This is a genomic window from Phaeobacter sp. SYSU ZJ3003 (assembly GCF_041300735.1).
In the GTDB taxonomy this organism is placed as follows: domain Bacteria; phylum Pseudomonadota; class Alphaproteobacteria; order Rhodobacterales; family Rhodobacteraceae; genus Phycobacter; species Phycobacter gallaeciensis_A.
On the sequence record NZ_PXNU01000017.1, the window covers coordinates 74,799 to 98,894 of the forward strand.

Here is a 24,096-nt window from a genome sequence, read left to right on the forward strand (position 1 = left end):
TGTTCAGGAGTGGTGCACGCGGGTCAGTCTTTGGCAGCAGAGCCGCTGTTCAGCCGGTCGGTGGGAACCCGGCGAAATACCCCGTTCGAGGTGGCGATCAGGGTGCCGTCTTCTGCCTCCAGCCGCCCGGCGATGAACAGGGTGCTGCGCCCGCCGCCGGTGATCTGCCCGGTTGCGGTAACCCGTCCGGCATAGGCGGGGGCGATGAACTGGGTGGTCAGGGAGATGGTTAGAAATGGCGCCCGCCCGGTGGGATCGACGCTCATCGAGCCGGTGGCGCCGCTGGCGCTGTCCAGCAGCGTGGTGGCGATGCCGCCGTGCAGAACCCCGTGGCGGTTCAGATGGATATCCTTCAGGTCCAGCCAGCAGCGCGCGCCGCCATCGCCTGCACTGTTGCTGACGTCCAGAACATAGCCGATCAGGCGCTGCGGGCCGGTTTCGGCGTGGATGATCAGGTCGTCAGTGGACATCAAAGGCTCCTTGGTCTGCGCTGCTGTGTGGCGCCGGATGCGAGCATCATACGGGCGGGCACAGCCAGTTTTGCGGCACCTTAACAGGGCCGTCAGTCATTTCAATAAACAAAATTCAGTTCCAATATGCGGAACTATCCGCGCTGAACAAGCGCCGGACTTTTGCCTGTCATTCGCTCTAGCGTACGCACGGCGGCCTGCAGTTTCGGTCCCACTTCGGTCTCCATCCGCTCGACCGTCAACATCTCGGGGGTGGCGCCGCAGGTGAAGACTACGGGCTCGTCGAATTCATGGCTGCGGAAGGGAACGGAAACCGCGTTGACGGTGCTGGCATAGCGCAGCCCGTGCCCGGCAATCACGAAACCCCGGGCGACCAGCTGCGAATAGGCATCCTCGCGCAGGCTGGCTACGGTGACGTCGGAATCCTCGACCATCTCGCCATAGGTGTCGACGTAGCTGGCGAATTCCCGATCCGACTGGGCCGCAAGCTGCGCCTGCCCCGAGGAGGAGTGCGTCAGCGGGATACGGTGACCGACCTCCAGCCAGATCGATGACGCCTGATGCGGGCGCCAGGTCTTGGTCAGTAGAATCTTCTGATCGTCCCGCACCCCGATCAGAACCAGGGTGCCGGTTTCATCCGCCAGCGGCTGCATGATGTCGGTGGCGGTATCGACGAAGGACACCGAGGCCGCCGCCACATTGCCAAGGGCCAGCAGCGCCGGGCCGGGGCGGTAGCGGTCGTGCCGGTGCCCGTGCGACAGGTAGCCAAGCGCCTGCAGGGTGAAGGTCAGCCGCGACACGGTGGATTTCGGCAGACCGGTGCGCTCGGACAGTTCCTGATTGCTGAGCCCGTCATCGCTGGGCCTGAAGGCGCGCAGAACACTCATCCCGCGCGCCAGGGTGGTTGCAAACCGGCGATCCGTCGGAGCTTCCTTGGCCATATGTGTCAATCCCGTCATGTTTTTGCTTCAGACCGGATTACATCATCGAGTTCGGTAGAAGCAACGAAATCGCGGGAAAGGCCATCAGAAGGATCAGGACAATGACGTCGACGGACAGAAACCGTGCGATTCCGGCAAAGATCCGGTCGATCGGCGCGTCCTTGCCCACCACATTGGCGATGACAAAGACGTTGAGACCCACCGGCGGGGTGATCAGGCCGATTTCCAACAGCTTGATGATCACGACGCCGAACCAGATCAGGTCCATCCCGTAGGTTTCCACCAGCGGCACCACCAGCGGCAGGGTCAGAACCATGATCCCGATGGGATCGAGGAACATGCCCAGCAAAAGGTAGATCAGCGCAATCGACAGCAGCAGCCAGAACACCGACAGCTCGGCCTGGGTCACCACATCGACAATCGCGGGGGCGACGCCAGTCAGCGCCACGAAGGCGACAAAGATCTTGGCCCCTGCCGCGATGAAGAAGATCGACGCGGTCTGCAGGCAGGTTTCGCGGAAGGCCTCCCAGATCGAGGTCAGGGTCAGCTTGCGCTGCAGCACACCAATCAACACCGCAAGGCTGAGACAGACAGCTGCTGCCTCGGTCGCGGTGAAGATGCCGCCGTAGATGCCGCCGATGATGACGATGAACAGCACGAAGGCTGGCCAGGCCAGCGCCGCGGCGCGGAACCGGTCGGCGTAGGAAATTTCGGCCGTGTCCACCGGGGCGGCTGCCGGGTCGCGTTTCACCCAGATAAAGATCACCAAAACGAACCCGGCGAGGGTCAGAAGACCGGGCAGGATGCCAGCGACGAACAGCCGGTTGATCGAGGTTTCGGTGAAGATGCCGTAGATGATGAACAGAACGCTGGGCGGGATCAGGGATCCCAGGGTGCCGCCCGCTGCGACCGATGCGGTGGCCAGGCGGTTGTCATAGCCCATGCGCAGCATTTCCGGCGTGCAGATCCGGCCCATGGTCGAAGCGCAGGCAATCGAGGATCCGGTGATGGCGGAAAAGCCGCCGCAGCCCATGACCGAGGCCATGGCAACGCCGCCGGGCACCGCCGACAGCCAGACCCGCGCCGCATGGTAGATCCGCGTGGTAATATCGGCCTTATAGGCGATATGCCCCAGCGCGATGAACAACGGTATCATCGACAGATCATAGGAGTGAATAAGGTCGAAGGAGTTGGAAAACACCATCGAGGTGGTCGCCCGGATGGCGCGTTCCGGCATGAAGGTGCCGGTGCGGAAGGCGAATATGCAGAAGGTGCCGACGGCCGCCACAGCGGCAAGGGTGAAGCTGATCGGCACCCGCAGTGCCAGCAGGATCAGAACGGCGGCAAAGGCAATCAGCCCAATCGTAGAGGCGTCCATCAGTCCAGTCCCTCGGCATGTGTGTCGGCAAAGCTGTAATCGCCCGCGCGGATGGCGCGGATGTCCTGCACCACCAGCACCAGAAGGCGCAGCCAGCACAGGGAAATCCCGATCAGGAAAATCAGGCGGCCGGGCCATTTCGGCAGTTCCAGATCGCCGTAGAAAAACCCGCCCGAGGTAAAGTTATGGGCAAATTCGCGCCCGCCGGCATAGATCAGCGGCATCAGGGCAAACAGACCTACGATTGAGCCGAAGACCGCCAGCCAGGCCTGTGCTCGGGGCGGCAGGCGGTTGGCGAGGAATTCGACCGCTACGTGGCTGCGCGCCAGGGTGGCAGCGGCCAGCGGCAGCACGATGGCGGCGACCATCAGTTCGCGCACGATGACGATCGTGTCGGGCAGGGCCACGTTGAAGATGGCCCGCGAAAATACGCTGGCGGTGATCATCAGCCCCAGGGCGATGACGGCTGCCACCGCAAGGTTCAGCAGGAAAGTTTCCAGTGCTTTCAGCATCAGAGCCTCGTGTGGGTCAGGCATTGCAGGAGAAAAAGCGGGGGCGGCAAGAGGCCCGCCCCCGCAGTCGTTGGTCCCGGTGTGGTGTTGCCACCAGTCATGAGGAGGCGGGACCTACGGTTTAGCGGGTCCAGGGATAACCCTTGCTGTCACGCTCTTCGGTGTATTTGGCGATCAGGCCGCGGTATTCCTCCAGGAGGGCCGCACCGTCCATGCCGGATGCGTTCATCTGCTCAACCCAGGCGTCGATGTGCTTGGTACCGGCGGCGACCAGCTTGGCACGCTCTTCCTCGGGCAGGGTGAAGACCTCGATACCCTTTTCCTTCATGGTATCGATGGCAGCATCGTTCGCGGTGGTGATCAGACGACCGAATTCATCCGCCATGCCGCGACCGGCATCCAGCAGGACCTGCTGCTGGTCTTCGGAAAGGCTGTCAAAGACGTCCTTGTTCATCAGGATACCAAGACCGCCGACCTGACCCCAGTTCAGCAGGGTGTAGTTGTCCATGACTTCCTGCTGTTTCAGGGCGGTGACAGCGTAGGAATAACCCTGCGAGCATTCCAGCAGGCCGGTGTCCAGACCTTGGTAGGCCTTGTAGATGCTCATGTTGACCATGTTGCCGCCCAGCTCGCCAAAGACTTTGCCGTAGGCGCCGGTGCCGCGGATCTTGCGGTCCTTGATGTCTTCGACCGAACGGATCGCATCGCCGGTGCAGCCGATGTGCACGGCGGAGGTGGTGAAGGTGCCGATGTAAACGAGGTTCTTCTTGGCCAGATCCTCGGCAATCACCGGGGAAGAGCGCATCAGCTCATCCGTTGCGCGCATGCCGACCCAGGCGTCGGGGTTGTCGAGCGGCAGATCCGCGATGCCATAGGACTGCATTTCCTGCGGGTAGTAGACTGCGATCACGGTGCCGAGGTCAGCAACGCCGTCACCGATGGATTGCACGGCGGCATTGGCCTTGAACAGGGCGCCGCCCCATTGCACGTCCACCTTCAGATCGCCGCCCGAGGTCTCGCCGACGGTATCGGCGAACCATTGCAGCGCGGCGGCACGGGCGCCGCGATTCGGGCCGGCCTCGCCGTGGATCAGGGTGGTCTGCGCCGAAGCAACGCCGGCAAAGGCCATCAGCGCAGCGGGCAGCAGGGCGGATTTCAGGCGTGATTTAAACGGGGTATTCATGACGGTCTCCTCCCAGAGATATTCCACTATGTAGAATTAAGTTCCGATATAGGGAAATTCTTGGCTGATCATTGGGAGAAAGGCAACAGGATTCTTGTGTCGATTGGCGCAGGCGGCTGACGCAAGGTCAGTTGCTGCATCGCAGCACTGAGGGTGCAGGCGGAGGGCTTCAGCCTCAAACCTGCAGAAATCCAATGGAAAACGGGAAAGGGGTGGAAATTCAGCCGAGAAAGTCGCGGGCGCGGGCGTTCTTCAGCGTTTCCTGTGGGGTACACCCATAGCGTGTCTTGTAGTATTGTGAGAACCGCCCGAGATGGGTCATGCCCCAGCGTTCGGCCACTTCGGTGACGCTGGCCTCGCGCCGCCCCTGCAGCAGATCCTCGTGTGCCCGCTGCAGACGGATGTCACGCAGATAGGCCATGGGCGCCATCGACAGGAAGCGTTTGAACCCCAGTTGCAGATTGCGGGCGCTGACACCGGCATAGGCGGCGATCTCGTCGATATCCAGCGGGCGGTCGAGGTTGGCCAGCATATAGGCCTGCGCCCGGCGCACATGGCCGGGAATGACCGAAGAGGTCACCCGCCGCAGCTGGCCGGAATAGTTGTGCCGGTGCGCCTCCAGCAGGCCGGTCATCACCGTGTTTTCCATGTAATGCGTCAGCAGCGGGCTGGGATTTGCCGAAACGGCGGACGGGGCAGGGAATGGGGCGCTGGGGGGCAGGGCAGGATCCCGCGCCTGTTCCGCATCTGCCACCAGAAGATGCACCAAGCGCAGCAGCCGGGTCCCGGCGGGGCTGGTCAGATCCAGCGCCCCTTCGAATGCGATGGGCTGATCGGTGGTGAGGCCGAGATTGGCATTGGCGTGGGCGGTCAGCGCCCGGCGGCTGATCTGCAACAGCAGCTGTTTGCAGCCTTCCTCCCAGATCATCGTGGTTTCCAGGTGTGGGTTCAGCACCGCCGCCCGCCCCGCATCGCTGGTGTAGCGATCGGTGCCATTGACGATGGCGGCGCTGCCGCTGACCGGGATTTGCACCAGATAGAACTGGTCCAGACATCCCGGCGCGATCTGCGTCTTGGCGCCATATTCGATGTAGTTCAGCGACACGCGTTCCCCTGGCACATGGTGGTGCCGCGCCTGGAATGGCGCCTTGCCGATGGTATTGAGCTGATGCGGACAGAAAATGCGGCCGACGGCCTCCCGGGCCTCGTCCAGATCGTGGGTGCGGAAACGCGCAAACCGCGCAAGCGGTACTGCCGGTTCCCGGAATGTCTCCTGCGGGCCTGGCATCTGTCGTCCTGTTGAACCTGCCCCTGCATAGCACGGGTTCCGCCATTCCACCTAGGGCGACGCAGATTTCTTCGTTTTTTGGATAATGGCTGCGCCTATCGGATAGCCGGAGACCGATGCGGCGGGAAACCTGTCTTTCACAACTGCACAAGAACCACAACAGCACGACAGGGATATGACAGATGAAGGGACTGGACGGCAAGGTTGCCATCATTCCAGGCGGCGCCACCAAGATCGGCGCAGCCATCGCACAGGCGTTTCGCGCCGCGGGCACAAAGGTAATGATCGCCGACATCAATGAAGAGGCAGGTCAGGCGCTGGTCGCGGATGGCATCGCCTTTTGCAAGACCAACCTGCGCGAGGACGATGACATCGCGGCGCTGGTCGCGGCCACCAAGAAAGAATTCGGGCGCATCGACTTTCTGGTCAACGTGGCCTGTTCCTACCTCGACAATGGCGCGGAATCGACCCGGGCGGAGTGGCTGGAAAGCCTTGATGTGAACATCGTCGGCTCGGTCATGCTGATGCAGGCCGCGCGCGAAGAATTGGCTAAGAACCGCGGCGCCATCGTCAATTTCGGCTCGATCTCGGCGCGCGTCGCGCAAAAGGGTCGCTGGCTCTATCCGGTGTCCAAGGCGGCAATCCTGCAGCTGACGCGCAACCAGGCGATGGATCTGGCGCCCGATGGCATTCGCGTCAACGCGGTCAGCCCCGGCTGGACCTGGTCGAACATCATGGATGAGCTGACCGGCGGCGACCGGGAGAAGACCGACAGCGTGGCCAAGCCGTTCCACCTGCTGGGGCGCACCGGCAACCCCGAGGAAGTCGCCAATTCGGTGCTGTTCCTCTGCTCGGACGAGGCGGGCTTCATCACCGGCACCGATATCCGCGTCGACGGCGGCTATACCGCGATGGGTCCGGAACGCGACGAAGAAGCCATCGCCCAGCTGATGGCCTGAGCCTGCGCATAAAAACAAACCGACAGGGAGTAACAACCATGAGAAAGATCACCATCATCGGTGGCGGCCAGTCCGGACTGCAACTGGGGCTTGGCCTGTTGAAACAGGGCTACAAGGTCCGCATCGTGCAGAACCGCACCGCCGAAGACATCAAGACCGGCCGCGTCATGTCCAGCCAGTGCATGTTTGGCGAATCGGTACAGAACGAGCGCGATCTCGGTATCGATTTCTGGACCGAGGACCAGTGCCCCCCGGTCGAAGGCATTTCCTTTGCCGTGCCGCACCCCGAAGAGGCAGGCGCCAAGGCAATCGATTGGACCGGGCGGCTGGACCGCTTTGCCTATTCGGTGGACCAGCGGGTCAAGATCCCGGTCTGGCTGGAGGAGTTCGAACGCCTCGGCGGCCAGCTGGTCATCAAGGAAGCCGGCATCAGCGATCTGGAGCTTTATGCGCGTGAAGACGATCTAGTGCTGGTCGCCTCGGGTAAGGGCGACGTGGGTCGGCTGTTCGAACGCGACGCGGAAAAATCCCCCTATGACAAGCCGATGCGCGCGCTGGCGCTGACCTATGTCACCGGCATGACCCCGCGCCCCGATCATTCGGCGGTCTGTTTCAACCTGATCCCGGGCGTTGGCGAATATTTCGTCTTCCCGGCGCTGACCACCACCGGCCCTTGCGAGATCATGGTGTTTGAAGGCGTGCCGGGTGGTCCGATGGATTGCTGGGGCGACGTGAAATCCCCCGAGCAGCATCTGGCGAAATCCAAGGAAATCCTGTCGACCTTCCTGCCCTGGGAGGCCGAGCGGTGCACCAATATCGAGCTGACCGACGACAACGGCATCCTCGCGGGCCGCTTCCCGCCGACGGTGCGCAAACCGGTGGCGACGCTGCCCTCGGGCGCCAAGGTGCTGGGCATCGGCGATGCGGTCTGCCTCAACGATCCGATCACCGGGCAGGGCTCCAACAACGCCTCCAAGGCGGCCAAGGTCTATATGGACCGGATCCTCGCGCGGGATGATCTGCCCTTTGACGAGGCCTGGATGCAGGGCACCTTCAACGCCTATTGGGACTATGCGCAATGGGTGGTGAACTGGACCAACATGATGCTGCTGCCGCCGCCGCCGCATGTGCTCAATATCATGGGCACCGCCTGCGCCGAGCCGCGTCTGGCCAACCGGATCACCAACGGGTTCGACGATCCGCGCGACTTCTTCCCGTGGTTTGCCGATCCGCAGGCGGCAGAGGCCTATCTGTCGCAATTGCAGGCGGCCTGAGGCATGGGCATGAGCGTCGATCCAGCCAGCTTCCGTTCGGCGATGGCGCGGTTCCCGGGGGCGGTGACGGTGATCACCGCCCTGTCGGGGCCAGATGCGGGCCGGGAACGTCGGGGCATCACCGCCACCGCCGTTTGTTCGGTTTCGGCCGAGCCGCCCAGCCTTCTGGTCTGCGTCAACCGCGCCACCGGCACTGGCGCCGCGATCCGGGACACCGGGCGGTTCAATGTCAACTTGCTGGCCAAACCCGATGGCCTGCTGGCCTTGCAATTCGCGGGGCAGGGCGGGGTCACCGGCGAAGAGAAATTCGCCGAGGGCGATTGGCAGGAGGACTCCCGCGGCCTGCCACGCCTTACCTCTGCGCTATTGTGTTTTTCCTGCGAGGTACGCGAAGCGACCGAGGCGGGCAGCCATACGGTATTCATCGGTGAGATCACCGATATCGCCCACGGCGATGGCGAGCCGCTGCTGTATGAACGGTCGGGGTTCCAGTGCCTCGCCCCGATCTGAAGACCGGTTTCCGGGCGCGTCAGTAACCGCGCGCCCGGTCCACCTCGTGCAGCAGCGCCTGACCGGTGCCAAGGCGGCGCAGGTTCTCCACCACATCCCCCAGTGCATCCCCCAGATGCCAGCCCGACACATGCGGGGTGATGGTCACACGCGGGTGGCGCCACAGCGGATCATCTTGGGGCAGGGGTTCCGTGCACAGGACATCCAGCACCGCATGACCGGGCGTGCCGCGATCCAGCGCTGCGATCAGGGCGGCCTCGTCGATCAGATCGCCGCGCCCGGCATTGATCAGCACCGCGCCGGGCTTCATCGCCGCCAGCAGTTCCGCATCCATCAGCCCGCGCGTATCGGCGGTCGAGGGCAGGATGGCGCAGACATAATCGCATTGGCCCAGCATCTGCGGCAGTGCCTCTGCGCCGTGGTGACAGGTGATGCCTTCAATCTCCTTGGGGGAGCGGCTCCAGCCGTGAACCTGAAAGCCAAGGCTCGCCATCAGCCGTGCGGTCAACCCGCCGATATGGCCGAGGCCAAGAACGCCGACCGTTGTCACATGGGTGCGTTTCGGGGCCACCGAATCCCATTCAGCCCGGGCCTGCGCCGCCGCGTGATGCAGGAGATTGCGCTGTTCGCGCAAAATATAGGCGAGGCAGTATTCCGCGATTTCGCGCGCGGGTTCTTCCGGCTTCAGCCGTGCCACGCGCACATGCGGCGCCACGGTGGGGTGATTGACGATGGTTTCGACCCCGGCGCCCAGTTTCTGCACCAGTTGCAGATTGGGCAGCTGTGCGGCGATGTCGGTTTTCAGCGAAGAAACGGCCAGCATGGTGATCTCATCCAGGTTGCCAGGGTTTGAGGCCGGGCGGATATCCGCGCCGGGGCTGAGCGCGCGCAGCTCTTCTGCCAGCTCTTCTTCGGTGAACCAGCCGCCATGTCCGATGCTGATAAGTAGTGCCATTCGCTCTGTTTCCTTCCGTTACTTCCGTACCGTCAGCCTGTTACGTTCCGTCACAGTGCTGGACAGCGTTCGCGCGACTAAGCCATGATTTCAGCCAAAGCGAAAGGCGCAGGGAGGAAGGTCATGGATATGAATTTTGGGATGCGGGACGAGAACCGCAAGCTGCTGGATCGGGTCGCAGCGATGGTGCGCGATGAGATCATGCCGCTGGAAGCCGAATACCGGGCTGAGATCGGCAAGGGCGACCGCTGGGCCTATACCGAACGTCAGGCCGAGATCCTTGAAGGGCTGAAGGCCAAGGCGAAAGCTGCCGGTCTGTGGAACTTCTGGCTGACCGACAGCGACCGTGGCTTTGGCCTCACCACCGTGGAATATGCCCACTTTGCCGAGGAAATGGGCAAGACGCCGCTGGGCTCCGAAGTGTTCAACTGTTCTGCGCCCGATACCGGCAATATGGAAGTCTTTGAGCGCTACGGTACCGAAAAGATGAAGAAGGAATGGCTGGCGCCGCTTCTGGAGGGGGAAATCCGCTCCGCCTACCTGATGACCGAGCCGGAAGTTGCATCTTCCGATGCCACCAATATCGACATGTCCTGCGTACGCGATGGCGATGATTATGTCCTGAATGGTGAAAAATACTGGGCCTCGGGTGCGGGCGATCCGCGCTGCAAGGTCTATATCGTAATGGTGCGCACCGGCGGTGATGATCTGCCCAAGCACGGGCGCCATTCGATGATCGTGGTGCCTGCCGATGCGCCGGGCATCGAGATCCTGCGCCCGATGGAGGTCTTTGGCCACGATGATGCACCCCATGGCCACATGCATCTGCGCTTTACCAATGTGCGCGTTCCAGCCGAGAACCTGCTGGTCGGCGAAGGACGCGGCTTCGAGATCGCCCAAGGGCGCCTTGGGCCGGGCCGCATTCACCACTGCATGCGCTCGATCGGTCAGGCCGAGTCGGCGCTGGAGCTGATGTGCCGCCGCTCGCTCGAGAAAGAAGCCTTTGGCAAGAAGCTGGCGCAGCTGGGGGCCAACTACGACATCATTGCCGAATGCCGCATGGAGATCGAGATGGCGCGGCTTCTGTGCCTCAAGGCCGCCTGGATGATGGATCAGGGCGATGCGCGCGCTGCCGCGCCGCATATCTCGCAGATCAAGGTGGTTGCCCCGCGCGTCGCGCTGAAGGTGCTGGACGAGGCGATGCAGATGCATGGCGGTCAGGGCATTTCCCAGGACACGCCGCTGGCCATGGGCTGGACCTGGCAGCGGGCGCTACGCTTTGCCGATGGGCCGGATGCGGTGCACCGCCGTCAGGTGGCACGGACCGAACTGAAGAAATACACGCAGGAAAAGGTCTGAACCTGATGTCAAAGGCGCAGTCGCCGAACGCCCTGTCGGCGGCGCCGTTCTTTTCCCAGCGCACCGATGGCGCTTTTGTCGGCAATGACCCGGCCCGGGGGCCCTGGTCCCCGGATCATTGCCACGCCGGTCCGGTCACCGGGCTGGTGGCGCGGGCGGCAGAGCAGGCGGTGGGGCCGGGCAAGATGCTGACCCGGCTCACCCTCGACATCCTGCGCCCTCTGCCGCTGGCGGGGCTTTGGGTGGCGGCGGAAACCACCCGCCACACCCGGACGCTGGCAACCACTTCGGTGACGGTCCACGATGACGGCGGAACGCTCTGCGTGCGGGCCTCTTCGATGCATCTGGTCGAGAAGGATCTGGGGCAGGTGCCGACGGCGCCGGTCACGCCCTTGCGGCTGGAGGAGGCCACGCCTGGCGATTTCACCGTCGGCGCCGGGCTGCACGACAGGCCCTATTTCGGGCAGTTTCTGGATGTTGCCTACCCACCGGGGGCGGGCTTTGGCCCTGGCCCTAAGGCGATGTGGATGCGCACGACGACCCTGCTGGAGGGAGAGGAGCAGTCGCCGATCCAGTCGCTCTGCGCGCTTGCCGATTGCGGCAATGGCATTTCCTGGAACGCGCGTCCGGCCGAGATGGGTTTCATGAACACCGACCTGACCCTGCATGTGCACCGCGCCCCGGAAAGCGACTGGCTGGCCTCCGATTCCGTGTCGCATTGGCACGGCACCGGCATCGGCATGTCGCAGTCGGTCCTGCAGGACACCAAAGGGCCGGTCGCAACCGCCTTGCAGACTTTGGTGCTGCACCCGCCCGCCTGAGGTTGCGGTGGGGCAGGGGCTCTCCCGCCTGTTTGCAGCATTCTGCGAATGCTCCGCACAGTTGGGCGTGGCGCCGCTGGCGCGGCGCAGGGCTGCTGGGGAAGCGGTTCAGGGGCAGGTCTGCCCTGAACGCGCGCCTTCGATTGTGTTTTTGAAATGCCGCCTCAAGGGTAAACCGCGCGTGCCGCGCGGCGGCAGGGCCGCCCTTGACCCGGCGCGTGCGGCTCGGAACCGCGCCGCGTCAGCGGCGCCCGGCCCAAGGCTTTGCTTCGCATCTGTGATGCAGGGAAAAGGCGCGGGAGCCCGCCCCCTCGTGCCATGGTGGGGCGTTTTGGTTATTCGGCGGTAAAGACCGGATCGGGGTAACCGACGCGGGCCAGATAGAGGCCATGTCCGGGGCAGACCGGGCCACAGGCGGCGCGATCGCGGGCTTCAAGCGCCGCCTTTACGTCGGCGGGGGACCAGCTGCCTGCGCCGACCCGTTCCAGCGTGCCGACGAAGCTGCGCACCTGATTGTGCAGAAAGCTGCGGGCGCGCACGTGGAAATGGATTTCCGGCCCGGTGAAGCCCGCGACCCGTTCCACCGTCAGCTCGTCCAGGGTTTTGACCGGGCTGGCGGCCTGGCAGATGGTGGAGCGGAAGGTGGTGAAATCGTGGTGCCCGATCAGGTGATCTGCGGCCTGCTGCATTGCCTCGGCATCAAGTTCATGCGGCACCTGCCAGACCTGGCCTGCCTCATGGGTGGCTGGGGCGCGGCGCATCAGGATGCGGAAGAGGTATTGCCGCTCTACCGCCGAGAACCGCGCGTGCCAGTCATCGGCGACCCTTGCGCAGGCGGTGATGGCGACCGGATTGGGCTTCAGGTGGAAGTTCAGCGCCTCTGACAGGCGGAAGGGGTCCCAGTTTTTCTGCAGATCGCAATGCGCCACCTGGCCCAGCCCGTGCACTCCGGCATCGGTACGTCCGGCGGCTGCGATGGTGTGATCCCCAGGCTCCAGTCGCGCCAGCGCAGCCTCGATCGCCCCCTGCACAGAGGGGTGTTCCTTCTGCCTTTGCCAGCCGGCAAAAGGCGCCCCATGATATTCGACTTTGAGAGCAAAACGCGGCATGGCGCGGCAGTAGCGCGGTGTTGGACGCAAGGCAAGTCCTTTGCCCCGACGGGCCTTTGCCAGCTGCATCGGGCACTGGTATCCTGATCGGAGCCTGCCTATCTTGGGCTGAGCGGCCGGGCCGCCGGAGCGACCAAGCAGAGCAGAGTACAGCAGAACAGGACAAAGGCAGGCGCGTGGTACTGACATCCCTAGCCGACAGCGCAGCCCGCCGGGTCGAGGCCCTGGGCAGCAGCCTGTCGGAGACTTTTCTGGAACCGAGCCTGAGGCTCGGCGTCACCGGTCTGGCGCGGGCGGGCAAGACCGTCTTTATCACCTCTTTGGTGGCCAATCTGATGAACCGGGGCCGCATGGTGCAGCTATCGGCGGCGCGGGATGGGCGGATCGAGACCGCCTATCTGCAACCCCAGCCCGACGACACCGTGCCGCGGTTCGACTATGAATCCCATTTGGCCGCCCTCACCGGGGCTGATCCGCATTGGCCGGACAGCACCCGCGCCGTTTCCGAACTGCGCCTCAGCCTGAAGGTGCGGCCCTCGGGGCTGCTTGCCGGGTTGCAGGGCCCCCGGGTGCTGCATTTGGATATCGTGGATTATCCGGGAGAATGGCTGCTGGATCTGGCGCTGCTGGACAAGAGCTTTGATCAGTGGTCCGGCGAAGTGCTGGCCCGGATCGCAGGGCGGGAAGAGGCGCAGGGGTTCCTCGCGGCCGCAGGGGCCACCGATGCGCATGCCGCCCATGACGAGGGGCAGGCACAGGCGCTGGCGGCCTCCTTCACCGAATACCTCAACGCCGCGCGCAATGCCGGGTTCTATGACTGCACGCCGGGCCGGTTCCTGCTGCCGGGTGATCTCGCAGGCTCACCGGTGCTGACCTTTGCACCGCTTGCCGCCGGGGAGGGCAGCGCGCCGCGTGGCAGTCTGCGGCGGGAAATGGCGCGCCGCTACGAGGCCTATAAGACGCGGGTGGTGAAGCCGTTCTTTCGCGATCACTTTTCCCGCATCGACCGGCAGGTGGTGCTGGTCGATGCGCTGGGGGCGATCCATTCCGGCCCGCCCGCGGTCGAGGATCTACGCCAGTCGATGGCGGATATCCTGGGCGCCTTCCGGCCCGGGCGTAACCGGTTCCTGACCCGGATCCTGGGCGGCAAAAGGGTGGAGAAGATCCTGTTCGCCGCCACCAAGGCGGACCATTTGCACCACGTCCAGCATCCGCAGCTGACCGCGATCATCGAGGCGTTGACTCGCGAGGCGCAGGACCGCGCCCGCTTTGCCGGGGCGGAAACGGCGGCTCTGTCGCTGGCCTCTTTGCGGACCACGACCGAGGAAATGCGCGCCCATCAGGGACAGGAGCTGCCCTGCGTGCGCGGCACATTGCTGGAGGGTGGACGGCAAGCGGCCTTCTACCCCGGCGCTTTGCCCGAGGATCCGGGCAAGCTGCTGACCCCGGCGCGACAAGGGGCGGAGAGGTGGCTGGAGGGAGACTATCAGAGCATGGCCTTTGCGCCTGCGCCCCTGAGCCTCAGACCTGGGGATGGCCTGCCGCATATCCGACTGGACCGGGCCGCCGAATTCCTGATCGGAGATCGTCTATGAGCCTTGAATTGCGCCCGGCGCGCCCGACGGATGCGGGCACGATTGGCGATATCCTGCACCGGTTTGCGGCAGAAACGCCCTGGATGCCAGAGCTGTATTCCGGGGCCGAGGCGATTTCCTTTTGCGGGGTGATGATCGACCGGGGATGGGTCACCGTGGCCGAGGAGGGCGCCAGGGTGCTGGGGTTTTTGGCCCGTGATGGTGCGGAAATCTGCGCCCTCTATCTGGCGCCCGAGGCGCGCGGGCAGGGCATAGGTAAACGCCTTCTGGACGCGGCCAAGAGGACCAGCGGGCATCTGCACCTCTGGACCTTTGAGGCCAATTCCGGGGCGCAGCGGTTCTACCTGCGCGAAGGGTTTACTGAGACGGCGCGCAGCGATGGCGCGCGCAATGACGAAGGGCTGCCGGATATTTCCTATGCCTGGCAGGCCGCGAAACAGGAGGCCGCGTGATGAGCCAGGGACCCGTTGTCTTTGATCTGGAGGAAGACCAGAAACCGGCCCCCGCTGTCAGCGATGCGCCGCCGGTTCCCGATCTTGGGCCGGAGGTGCCGGGCGGGCCGCCTCCGGCTGCCATGCAGCGGGCTGCGGCGCTGGCGACGCGGCCACCTTCGCGGCTGTCGCGCTGGTTCTGGGGCACGGTTCTGGCACTGCTCGGCGCGATGGTGTCCGTCGCGGCCTGGGATTTTGCCACCGGGCTGATTGCACGGGTGCCGGTTCTGGGCTGGGCGATCTCTGCCGCTTTGCTGCTGGCGCTGGTGCTGGCGGCGCTGATGCTGCTGCGCGAAGGGCTGGCGCTGGCGCGGCTGAAGCGGGTTGACGATCTGCGACAGGCCGCGATCCCGGCGGTGGAGGATCCTACGGCGGCGCGCGCCTATGTGGCGCGGCTGGAGCGGTTTTATGGAGATCGTGCGGATCTGGCCTGGCATCGCGCGCGACTGGCGGAACGCAGCCCCGAGGTGATGGATGCCGATGCCTTGTTGCAGCTGGCCGAGGACGAGTTGCTGGCGCCGCTGGATGCGCGCGCCCTGCAGGAGGTCGAAGGCGCCGCGCGGCAGGTGGCGACGGTGACGGCGCTGGTGCCGCTGGCGCTGGCCGATGTTGTGACGGCGCTTGTTGCCTCGGTGCGGATGATCCGGCGGGTGGCCGAGATCTACGGCGGACGCTCGGGCCTGCTCGGCTCCTGGCGGCTGACGCGGGCGGTGCTGGCGCATCTGGTGGCCACCGGCGCGGTTGCGGCGGGGGACGATCTGCTGGAATCCGTGCTGGGCGGATCGGTCCTGTCGAAATTGTCGCGGCGGTTTGGCGAAGGCGTGGTCAATGGGGCACTGTCGGCGCGGGTTGGCATCGCCGCGATGGAGGTCTGCCGCCCGATGCCGTTTTCCCCGCGCCACCGCCCTTCGACCCGCAGGGTCGTGCAGCGGGCGCTGTCCGGTCTGTTTTCAAGATCCAAGTCAAAGGTGGACGCAGACCGCTAGACCCGCACCTCAGAACAGTTTGGGCGGCGCATCCTTGGGCTGGCGCATGGCGGTTACGCCGGTTCTGAAACCTTCGCCGATCCGGTCGGCAAGGGCGCCCCAGCTTTGCGCGGTTTGTGCGGGCAGCTTAGCCTTCAGAACGCTGTGAAACAGATCAAGCCAGAGTGGGAAATGCTCGGCCTTGATATCGGGGCGAGAGACATGCACCCGCATCGGATTGCCGTTGTAGCACTTCTCGCGCAGGATTGCGTTGCGCCAGAACCGGGCGATCTTTTCCTCGTGTTCCGGCCAGTCGGTCACATGGGCGCCGAACACCGGCCCTAGCACGGGGTGCTGCCGTATCTTGCCATAAAAAACACGCACGACCTCGTCGATCTCGGCGCCGCTGATGTCAAAGCGGCGCAGCGGGGCGTTTTGTGCGGGGGGTGTGGGCAGATCGGGGGAGGTCACGGGAGCTCCTGACTTTGGTTTCGAAGGACAGCAATAGCCGGGCCAGAGGCGCGGAAAAAGGGGGCTGACCTAGGCTGGCCAAAGCCGTTTGAAAAAAAATCGCATCGGGCATGAAACTTTTTGCGCGGGGGCTTCGTGGCTGTGGGCAGAGGTTCAAACAAAGGGAGAGATACCTATGGCCCATCTGGCTTCATCCTATGCATCCTACGAGACGTTCCCGCGCGGCGCCGACGCCTTCTGGTCGGTAGACCTGGGGGCGATGAATAATTCGGGCGTCACCGGCGATGCGCTGCTGTCGGTCAATACCGAAGAGGACGGTACCCGCTATCTGAATATCTCGATCTCGGCGGCGGGCCTGACCCCGAATGTGCGCCACGCCCAGCATGTGCATGGCACCTTTGATGACGAAGGGAACCCCTCGGATGCCCGCATGCCGGTGATTGCGGATGATGCGGATCAGGACGGATTTGTCGAAGTTCTGGAAGGGCTGGCCGCCTATGGCGACATCCTGTTGCCGCTGACCGATGGCGATGGGGTGCTGCCGATGACCCGGTCGGACGGCACAATGAATTTCATCCAGAGCTATGAGCTGGGTGACGACAGCAATTTCTTCAGCCCGGTCAGCGGTAATGACTATACCGCGGCGGATCTGATGCCGATGGAAAACCGGGAAATCGTTATTCATGGGCAAAATGTGGGGTCGGGCTTTGGCGCCGGGACCGGCGGCGAGATCAACGGATCGCAGGATGGCTATGTCGGCCTGCTGCCCGTGGCCGCGGGTGAGATCGAAGGCACCAACCGGGCGCAGGCGCTCGACATCCTTGAGGACCAGTTCCAGCGGGCTTCGGAAACCGTGCGTCTGGGCGCGGGGGATGATGTCTTTGATGGCGGTCTTGGCAATGACCGGATTTATGGTGGCAAGGGGACCGACCGGATCGATGGCGGCGCCGATGATGACTGGCTCTGGGGACGTAGCCAGAACGATGTGCTGCGCGGCGATGGTGGCGACGATCATCTTTTCGGCAACAAGGGCAGCGACCGGTTGTTCGGTGATGAGGGGGATGACCACCTGAAGGGCCACGGTGGCGGCGATGATCTGAACGGCGGCTCTGGCAATGACATGCTGAAAGGCCACCGCGGCGATGACATGCTGGAGGGCGGCGCCGGACGCGACATGCTGAAGGGACACAGCGGCGATGATGTCCTGACTGGCGGCAATGGCCGCGACGTGCTGACCGGTGGCGCAGGCTGGGATGAGTTCGTCTATACCGATATGCGCGAAGGGCGCGACCGGATCACCGATTTCGAGGACGGGATCGACCTGATCAGCCTCAATACCCTGGGCATGGATTTTGCCGATCTCAGCATCAGCGATGCGGGGCGCGGCGCGCGGGTGGAATTTGGCAATACCTCGATCCTGCTCGAAGGCGTCATGGCGGATCAGCTGGACCAAAGCGATTTCATCTTCTGATCCCTGCTGTTGAGGGCAAAACAACGACGGGGCGCGGTCTTCTATTTGAGGGCTGCGCCCCTTCTTTTGCCGCGATAGGGTGGCGTAAATGCCCTGCCCGGAGACCCCACAATGACAGACCACGGCCACAGCCCGCAGGAGATCAAGGACCGGATCGGCGCACCGCCGGGGCGGGGGGTGCTGCGCGATGTGGTCTATGGCGGCATCGACGGATCCGTCACCACCTTTGCCATCGTGGCGGGGGTGGCGGGCGCGGGGCTGTCGCCCTTTGTGATCGTGGCGCTGGGGCTGGCCAATGTGCTGGCCGATGGGTTCTCCATGGCGGCAGGCAACTATTCGGGCACCAAGGCCGAACTGGACGACGCCCGCCGACTGCGCCAGGTCGAGAACCACCATATCGATCACTACCCGGATGGGGAGCGCGAGGAGGTGCGGGAGATCCTGCGGCTCAAGGGGCTGAGCGGTCGTGTGCTGGACGAGGCAACAGACGAGATCTGCAAGAACCGCGAAACCTGGGTCGATCTGATGATTGAGGGCGAATACGGGCTGGCCGGGGTGGACCCGCACCCGATGAAGGCCGCCATCGCTACCTTTGCTGCCTTTCTGGTGGCGGGGATGGTGCCGCTGCTGCCCTTCCTCTTCGGCCTTTCCAACGCCTTTACCGTGTCGTCCTGGATGACCATGGGCTGTTTCTTTGCCATTGGCGCCCTCAAAAGCCGCTGGTCGCTGGCGCCCTGGTGGCGCTCGGGCGGGGAAACGCTGGTGATCGGCGGCGCGGCGGCGGCCATGGCCTACGGCGTGGGGTTGATGTTCCACGCTTGAGGCGCGGTGTCTGCCCGGCGGGGGAAAATGTTTCGCGTGCGAAACGGTTTAAGACCTTGTCAGGTTATCCTGACAGTCCATTTTTATGGCGCGCTGAGGCCCCGCAACGGGGGCCGCAGAACCTTTGCTTCTGACGGATCCGCAACGCGGATCACTTGACCTGGATTTTCGGAGGGTAGCCGTAGAGGTCCAGAGACTTGTCACGTTCACTGGACATTCCGGCCAGCACAGCCGCCCCCAGCAGACCACCACCCCAAAGAACCTGCGCGGCGGCATTTTCCTGGGCCTTGAGCTTGGTGAGGTTCGTCACCTCTATGGTTTGAGTGACAGTCTTTTTGCCATCTGTGCAGGCGATCGTCATCGGCGGTGTGGCGCGACCAAAGCTGGGCAGGTTCACCTTGCCCGGAACCCGCAGGGCGCCCGAAAAGGCGGAGCTGGTCAGTGTACAGTCCGCTTGGGTCATGGGGGGATTGGCTTCGTTCAACTCGTTTTGCGCAAAGCTGATCCGGGTCTGTGTCGCCGTTTGCAATGGCAGCCTTTTCCCGGCCGCGGTCAGCGAGATATTCTTTGAGACAGGCAGCTGTTCTGCGGTTTGCAGCCTGCTGGCGTAGGTTTCGCTGGGGGATTCTGCTGTGTCGCAAGCCGAAAGCGTGACGCTGGCGGAAAGCAGCGCGGGTAGAATGTAGGTTTTCACTAAAAAGGGTCCTGTGTTGTGTTTTTTTAATTGATTATTCCTCCGTAAATACAGCGCATGGGTGTGTCCGGCAACTGTTGAGGCGCAAGAATGTTGCGCAGCAGCGCAGGGTGTCGCGACGTTGTGTGCTTTACCCTCCTGATGCAGCGCCCTATAAGGCCCGCATGTCCCACCGTGCGGCCATCATTATTCGAATTACGTACCCGGCGCTCTGATCCGAACACGGAATCCTAAGAGCCGCCGGGCAAAGGTGCTTGAGCCATCGCACCGAACCGAATATCCCACAGATAATCCTGACGACGACCAGCTATTCAAAGGACGCCACCGATGTGCGCCGACACGCCTCAGACCCCCGACTATAAAGACACCCTGAACCTGCCCAAGACCGATTTCCCCATGCGCGCGGGCCTGCCCAAGCGGGAACCCGCATGGCTGGAGCGCTGGGCAAAGATCGGTGTCTATGACCGGCTGCGCGAAAACAACGAAGGCCGCGAGCCGTTCACGCTGCATGATGGCCCACCCTATGCCAACGGCCACCTGCACATCGGTCACGCGCTGAACAAGACCATCAAGGACATGATCGTGCGCTCGCACCAGATGATGGGCTATGATGCGCGTTACGTGCCGGGCTGGGACTGCCACGGTCTGCCGATCGAATGGAAGATCGAGGAACAGTACCGCAAGAAGGGCAAGAACAAGGACGCGGTGCCGGTCATCGAGTTCCGCCAGGAGTGCCGCGCCTTTGCCGATGAATGGGTCGATATCCAGCGGGAAGAGTTCAAACGCCTTGGCATCACTGGCAACTGGGCGAATCCGTACCTTACGATGGATTACCACGCCGAAGCGGTGATCGCGGGCGAATTCCAGAAGTTCCTGATGAACGGCACGCTGTATCAGGGCTCCAAACCCGTGATGTGGTCGCCGGTGGAAAAAACCGCGCTGGCCGAGGCCGAGGTCGAATACCACGACAAGGAAAGCTTCACCATCTGGGTGAAGTTCAAGGTGGCCGAGCCTGCCGATCACAAACTGGCAGGTGCCTATGTGGTGATCTGGACCACCACCCCCTGGACCATGCCGTCGAACAAGGCCGTGGTTTACGGCGAAGACATTGCCTATGGCCTTTATGAGGTGACCGGCACGCCAGAGGAATCCTGGGTCAAGGTGGGCGACAAATACGTTCTGGCCGATAACCTGGCCGCCGACGTCATGAAGCGCGCGCGGCTGGAGGAAGACCAGTATACCCGCGTTGCCGATGTACCGGTGTCCGATCTCGAAGGCATCGGTCTGACCCACCCGCTGGCGGGCGCCGAAGGTGGCAATGGCGAATGGGACGATATCCGCGATTTCCGCGCGGCCGATTTCGTAACCGACACCGAAGGCACCGGTTTCGTGCACTGCGCGCCCAGCCACGGGATGGAGGAATTCGAACTCTACCGTGACCTTGGCATGCTGAAGCAGGTCATCACCTACAACGTGATGGACGACGGTTCCTTCCGTGCCGATCTGCCGTTCTTTGGCGGCAAATACATCCTGAACCGCAAGGGCGGCGAGGGCGACGCGAACAAGACCGTCATCGACAAGCTGGTCGAGGTTGGCGGGCTGATGGCGCGTGGCAAGATCAAGCACAGCTACCCGCATTCCTGGCGTTCCAAGGCGCCGATCATCTATCGCAACACGCCGCAGTGGTTTGCAGCCGTGGACAAAGAACTGGGCGACGGGCTCGATACCTATGGCAAGACCATCCGTGAGCGGGCGCTGACCTCGATCGACCAGCTGGTGAAATGGACGCCGCAGACCGGGCGTAACCGCCTCTATTCGATGATCGAAGCGCGCCCCGACTGGGTGCTGTCGCGCCAGCGCGCCTGGGGCGTGCCGCTTACCTGCTTCACCAAGAAGGGCGCCCTGCCCACCGACGATGATTTCCTGCTGCGCAACGATGAGGTCAACGCCCGTATCGTCGCCGCCTTTGACGAAAATGGCGCCGATGTCTGGTACGAGGACGGCTTCAAGGCGCAGGTGCTGGACGGTATCGTTGATCCCGACGCCTATGATCAGGTCTTTGACGTTCTCGACGTGTGGTTCGATTCCGGCTCCACCCATGCCTTCGTGCTGCGTGACCGCGAAGATGGCACCGAGGACGGTATCGCCGATGTCTACATGGAAGGCACCGACCAGCACCGCGGCTGGTTCCACTCCTCCCTGCTGGAGGCCTGTGGCACCCTGGGCCGCGCGCCTTACCGCAATGTGGTGACCCACGGCTTTACGCTGGATGAGAAGGGCATGAAGATGTCCAAATCGCTGGGCAACACAATCGTGCCGGAAAAGGTCGTGCAGCAATACGGCGCCGATATCCTGCGTCTGTGGGTGGCCCAGACCGATTACACCGCCGACCAGCGGATCGGTCCGGAGATCCTGAAAGGCACCGCCGACAGCTATCGCCGCTTGCGCAACACCATGCGGTATATGCTGGGCAGCCTTGGCGATTTCACCGAAGACCAGCGCGTTGATCCCGCCGATATGCCCGAGCTGGAGCAATGGGTGCTGCACCGTCTTGCGGAACTGGATCACAAGGTGCGCTCCGGCTATGCCGCCTTCGACTTCCAGGGCGTGTTCTCGGCGGTCTTCACCTTTGCCACCGTCGATCTGTCGGCCTTCTATTTCGACGTGCGCAAGGATGCGCTCTATTGCGATGGCGATACGCTGAATGCCCGCGCCGCGCGCACCGTTCTGGACATCCTGTTCCATCGCCTGACCACCTGGCTGGCGCCGATCCTGGTCTTCACCATGGAAGAAGTCTGGCTGGAACGCTTCCCGGGCGAGGACAGCTCGGTGCATCTGGTGGACATCCCCGAAACGCCGGCCGACTGGCTGAACGAGCCGCTGGCCGCGAAATGGGCCGCGATCCGTCAGGCCCGCCGGGTGGTGACCTCGGCACTGGAAATCCAGCGTACCGACAAGGTGATCGGTGCCTCGCTTGAAGCCGCGCCGGTGGTGCATCTGCGCGTCCCGGAGGTTCTGGAGGCGCTGAAATCGGTGAATTTTGCCGATATCTGCATCACTTCGGATGTGGTTCTGACTGGCGATCCGGCCCCAGCCGAAGCCTTCCGCATGCCAGAGATCGACGGCATCTCGGTTGTGTTTGAAAAGGCCGAAGGCGAGAAGTGCCAGCGCTGCTGGAAGATCCTGCCGGATGTGGGCACCCATGCCCATGCCGGTGTCTGCGGTCGCTGCGACAGCGCGCTGAGCTAAGACGTACCGCCTCCTTTTGCGGGGGTGGGTCCAAAACAGATTGCGCCGCCGTTGCCTTCTGAGGGTAACGGCGGCGCTTTTTCGTCGGACATCCGGGTCTTTGGAGAGGGGGTAGGCGAGCGGGAATCAGGCAGCAACGACCTTTTGCGCGGCCTTGTAATTGGCACAGGCGTTGATGACGTTCATCGGCAGCGGCCCAACCGGGTGGCCGGCCAGCAGCGCAATATACTGCCGCCACAGTGCCTTGGCAGCGGCGGAAATCTCGGATTGGGCACCGTAGGCAGAGCCCGTCACACGTTCCCGGCGCATGTCGTCCTGCGCCTTTTCCCAGGGTGATGCATCCGGTTGCCCCGGCATCTGCTGCGCGTCGCGTACCACCAGGGACGGCTTGGCCGGACCAGTGAAGACCGAGTTCACACTGCTATTCTGCATGTTTGACGAATTTTGCAGGGCCTCTTCGCGCTGCTGCCGGAAGGCCAGACCCTGCTGGCTGCCATCGACCTGTTCGGTCGCGGCTTGAACCTTTTCCTTCTCGGGCAATGCTTTCAGGCGATAGGCCGATTGTTCGGAGAGGCCCATCTTTTCGGACAGGCTGGCGTTCTCCTTTTCAGCCTGCACTGGGCCGACCATGACCGGCTGATTGGCTGACCAGCTTTGTTTCCAGGCCAGGTTGGCCGCATCCAGTCGAATCATGTCCTTGTTCCCACCTTTACTTTACCGAGACGTGCAGCTGGTCTGTCCTGTCATTGCTCCTCCAGGTGGCCGAAAGGCTGTCCGTGGCAGAGGCCGGGATATTGCAGCACGACGCAGGCACCCCGCTCTGCGTGCCTTCATTAATACATATTAATTAAACTGCTTGGCACCTGCCCGCTTGGGCAGGGGAGAGCGGCAGAGGGATAAGGCACCTATACCAAAGTGCGCATTTCGCACCTTGAGCGGCTCGCCCGGGCTTGCGGCCCGCTTCGGCCCGCCGCAGGGTGGGAATGCCCAAAGTGAACAACCGCAAGAGGACAGAACGCATGCAGCAGCCGAGCGCGCATCTGAAAACCCCGGTCGGGCGGGTGGTCGTGACCGCGCAGGATGGGGCGATCACCCGGCTGCGCTGGCAGGAAACTCCCGCAGAACCTACGCAGGCGCCTGCCGGAGATGCCGCAACGGAGGAGGTGCTGAGCCGGGCAGTGGCGCAGCTGCGTGCCTATTTCGCGGGAGAGTTAGAGACCTTCAGCCTGCCGCTGGATGTGGCAGGGTCCGCCTATCAGCAGGCGGTTTGCGCGGAAATCGCCGCCATTCCCTTTGGCGAGACGCGCACCTACGGTCAGCTGGCGCAGACTCTTGGCAGTTCGGCGCAGGCGGTAGGCAATGCTTGCGGCGCTAATCCCATTCCGATCATCATCCCCTGTCATCGGGTGCTGGGTGGCAGCGGGCTTGGCGGGTTTTCTGGGCAGGGTGGGGTCGAAACAAAAGTATCCCTGCTGCGCCATGAGGGCGCGGCAGGGTTGCTGATCTGAGATCCTAGAGCATGTCGCCTCTGACCAGATTCAGGATTCCCCTGATGTTGTTCCTATGATTTCATGTCTTT

The 24,096-nt window shown here is 63.4% G+C and carries 23 protein-coding genes; 12 read left to right on the forward strand and 11 right to left on the reverse strand.

The features are described from left to right. Positions 1 to 23 precede the first annotated feature (23 nt). The 6 genes from C6W91_RS08035 to C6W91_RS08060 form a co-directional block, all read right to left on the reverse strand. Positions 24 to 470, reverse strand: coding sequence for a PaaI family thioesterase (locus tag C6W91_RS08035; protein WP_274834542.1), 447 nt, complete (start codon positions 468 to 470; stop codon positions 24 to 26). Positions 471 to 604: 134 nt separating this feature from the next. Continuing rightward, the gene (locus C6W91_RS08040; RefSeq protein WP_274834541.1) at positions 605 to 1,429 is read right to left on the reverse strand and encodes an IclR family transcriptional regulator; all 825 of its coding nucleotides are present in this window, start codon (positions 1,427 to 1,429) and stop codon (positions 605 to 607) included. A gap of 19 nt (positions 1,430 to 1,448) precedes the next feature. Further along, positions 1,449 to 2,789, reverse strand: coding sequence for a TRAP transporter large permease (locus C6W91_RS08045; RefSeq protein WP_065272635.1), 1,341 nt, complete (start codon positions 2,787 to 2,789; stop codon positions 1,449 to 1,451). Continuing rightward, on the reverse strand, positions 2,789 to 3,301 hold the full coding sequence (locus tag C6W91_RS08050; RefSeq protein WP_274837619.1) for a TRAP transporter small permease: 513 nt from the start codon (positions 3,299 to 3,301) through the stop codon (positions 2,789 to 2,791). Before C6W91_RS08050 ends, C6W91_RS08045 begins: the two co-directional genes overlap by 1 nt. A 121-nt stretch (positions 3,302 to 3,422) precedes the next feature. Beyond that, positions 3,423 to 4,484, reverse strand: coding sequence for a C4-dicarboxylate TRAP transporter substrate-binding protein (locus C6W91_RS08055; RefSeq protein ID WP_368947211.1), 1,062 nt, complete (start codon positions 4,482 to 4,484; stop codon positions 3,423 to 3,425). Positions 4,485 to 4,704: 220 nt separating this feature from the next. Next, on the reverse strand, positions 4,705 to 5,772 hold the full coding sequence (locus C6W91_RS08060) for an AraC family transcriptional regulator (protein ID WP_370570701.1): 1,068 nt from the start codon (positions 5,770 to 5,772) through the stop codon (positions 4,705 to 4,707). A 182-nt stretch (positions 5,773 to 5,954) separates the two neighbouring features. Between C6W91_RS08060 and C6W91_RS08065 the strand changes: the two genes are divergently transcribed. Genes C6W91_RS08065 through C6W91_RS08075 form a run of 3 tightly spaced genes read left to right on the forward strand, consistent with a single transcriptional unit; the run spans position 5,955 to position 8,515 of the window. Next, complete coding sequence (locus C6W91_RS08065) at positions 5,955 to 6,731, forward strand: SDR family oxidoreductase (protein ID WP_274827699.1); 777 nt, start codon at positions 5,955 to 5,957, stop codon at positions 6,729 to 6,731. 38 nt (positions 6,732 to 6,769) lie between these two features. Next, positions 6,770 to 8,005, forward strand: a complete 1,236-nt coding sequence (locus tag C6W91_RS08070; protein ID WP_274834537.1) for a styrene monooxygenase/indole monooxygenase family protein — start codon at positions 6,770 to 6,772, stop codon at positions 8,003 to 8,005. Between the two features lie 9 nt (positions 8,006 to 8,014). Further along, positions 8,015 to 8,515 carry a flavin reductase family protein gene (locus C6W91_RS08075; RefSeq protein ID WP_370570702.1) on the forward strand — a complete coding sequence of 167 codons (501 nt, stop codon included), beginning with the start codon at positions 8,015 to 8,017 and terminating at the stop codon, positions 8,513 to 8,515. A 19-nt stretch (positions 8,516 to 8,534) separates the two neighbouring features. Here the strand turns inward: C6W91_RS08075 and C6W91_RS08080 are convergent, their stop codons facing one another. Then, complete coding sequence (locus tag C6W91_RS08080) at positions 8,535 to 9,470, reverse strand: 2-hydroxyacid dehydrogenase (protein WP_368998664.1); 936 nt, start codon at positions 9,468 to 9,470, stop codon at positions 8,535 to 8,537. Positions 9,471 to 9,593: 123 nt separating this feature from the next. Between C6W91_RS08080 and C6W91_RS08085 the strand changes: the two genes are divergently transcribed. Next, complete coding sequence (locus C6W91_RS08085) at positions 9,594 to 10,829, forward strand: acyl-CoA dehydrogenase family protein (RefSeq protein ID WP_370570703.1); 1,236 nt, start codon at positions 9,594 to 9,596, stop codon at positions 10,827 to 10,829. Between the two features lie 5 nt (positions 10,830 to 10,834). Continuing rightward, positions 10,835 to 11,650, forward strand: a complete 816-nt coding sequence (locus C6W91_RS08090) for a thioesterase family protein (protein ID WP_370570704.1) — start codon at positions 10,835 to 10,837, stop codon at positions 11,648 to 11,650. A 335-nt stretch (positions 11,651 to 11,985) separates the two neighbouring features. Here C6W91_RS08090 and truA read toward each other — a convergent pair whose 3' ends face one another. After that, complete coding sequence (truA, locus tag C6W91_RS08095; RefSeq protein WP_370570716.1) at positions 11,986 to 12,759, reverse strand: tRNA pseudouridine(38-40) synthase TruA; 774 nt, start codon at positions 12,757 to 12,759, stop codon at positions 11,986 to 11,988. Between the two features lie 176 nt (positions 12,760 to 12,935). Between truA and C6W91_RS08100 the strand changes: the two genes are divergently transcribed. From C6W91_RS08100 to C6W91_RS08110, 3 genes are read left to right on the forward strand one after another with little or no spacing between them, the layout of a single operon-like run. Then, positions 12,936 to 14,354, forward strand: a complete 1,419-nt coding sequence (locus C6W91_RS08100) for a YcjX family protein (RefSeq protein ID WP_370570705.1) — start codon at positions 12,936 to 12,938, stop codon at positions 14,352 to 14,354. Then, positions 14,351 to 14,806 carry an N-acetyltransferase family protein gene (locus C6W91_RS08105; protein ID WP_370570706.1) on the forward strand — a complete coding sequence of 152 codons (456 nt, stop codon included), beginning with the start codon at positions 14,351 to 14,353 and terminating at the stop codon, positions 14,804 to 14,806. The genes C6W91_RS08100 and C6W91_RS08105 overlap by 4 nt, the downstream gene beginning before the upstream one ends. After that, positions 14,806 to 15,831: a YcjF family protein gene (locus C6W91_RS08110; RefSeq protein WP_370570707.1), complete on the forward strand. Its 1,026-nt coding sequence runs from the start codon at positions 14,806 to 14,808 to the stop codon at positions 15,829 to 15,831. The genes C6W91_RS08105 and C6W91_RS08110 overlap by 1 nt, the downstream gene beginning before the upstream one ends. Positions 15,832 to 15,840: 9 nt before the next feature. Here C6W91_RS08110 and C6W91_RS08115 read toward each other — a convergent pair whose 3' ends face one another. Beyond that, positions 15,841 to 16,281 carry a group III truncated hemoglobin gene (locus tag C6W91_RS08115; protein WP_370570708.1) on the reverse strand — a complete coding sequence of 147 codons (441 nt, stop codon included), beginning with the start codon at positions 16,279 to 16,281 and terminating at the stop codon, positions 15,841 to 15,843. Between the two features lie 175 nt (positions 16,282 to 16,456). On the opposite strand from C6W91_RS08115, the gene C6W91_RS08120 reads away from it, so the two are divergent. Continuing rightward, on the forward strand, positions 16,457 to 17,752 hold the full coding sequence (locus tag C6W91_RS08120) for a calcium-binding protein (protein WP_370570709.1): 1,296 nt from the start codon (positions 16,457 to 16,459) through the stop codon (positions 17,750 to 17,752). A gap of 111 nt (positions 17,753 to 17,863) precedes the next feature. Beyond that, on the forward strand, positions 17,864 to 18,574 hold the full coding sequence (locus C6W91_RS08125; RefSeq protein WP_274827710.1) for a VIT1/CCC1 transporter family protein: 711 nt from the start codon (positions 17,864 to 17,866) through the stop codon (positions 18,572 to 18,574). A 151-nt stretch (positions 18,575 to 18,725) separates the two neighbouring features. Here C6W91_RS08125 and C6W91_RS08130 read toward each other — a convergent pair whose 3' ends face one another. Then, positions 18,726 to 19,268, reverse strand: coding sequence for a hypothetical protein (locus tag C6W91_RS08130; RefSeq protein WP_347509069.1), 543 nt, complete (start codon positions 19,266 to 19,268; stop codon positions 18,726 to 18,728). 327 nt (positions 19,269 to 19,595) lie between these two features. Between C6W91_RS08130 and ileS the strand changes: the two genes are divergently transcribed. Next, entirely contained in the window at positions 19,596 to 22,517 is a 2,922-nt protein-coding gene (gene ileS, locus C6W91_RS08135) for an isoleucine--tRNA ligase (RefSeq protein ID WP_370570710.1), read from the forward strand. Between the two features lie 126 nt (positions 22,518 to 22,643). Here ileS and C6W91_RS08140 read toward each other — a convergent pair whose 3' ends face one another. Beyond that, the gene (locus C6W91_RS08140) at positions 22,644 to 23,210 is read right to left on the reverse strand and encodes a hypothetical protein (protein ID WP_274837631.1); all 567 of its coding nucleotides are present in this window, start codon (positions 23,208 to 23,210) and stop codon (positions 22,644 to 22,646) included. 326 nt (positions 23,211 to 23,536) lie between these two features. Between C6W91_RS08140 and C6W91_RS08145 the strand changes: the two genes are divergently transcribed. After that, positions 23,537 to 24,025: a methylated-DNA--[protein]-cysteine S-methyltransferase gene (locus tag C6W91_RS08145; protein WP_370570711.1), complete on the forward strand. Its 489-nt coding sequence runs from the start codon at positions 23,537 to 23,539 to the stop codon at positions 24,023 to 24,025. Positions 24,026 to 24,096: the final 71 nt, after the last annotated feature.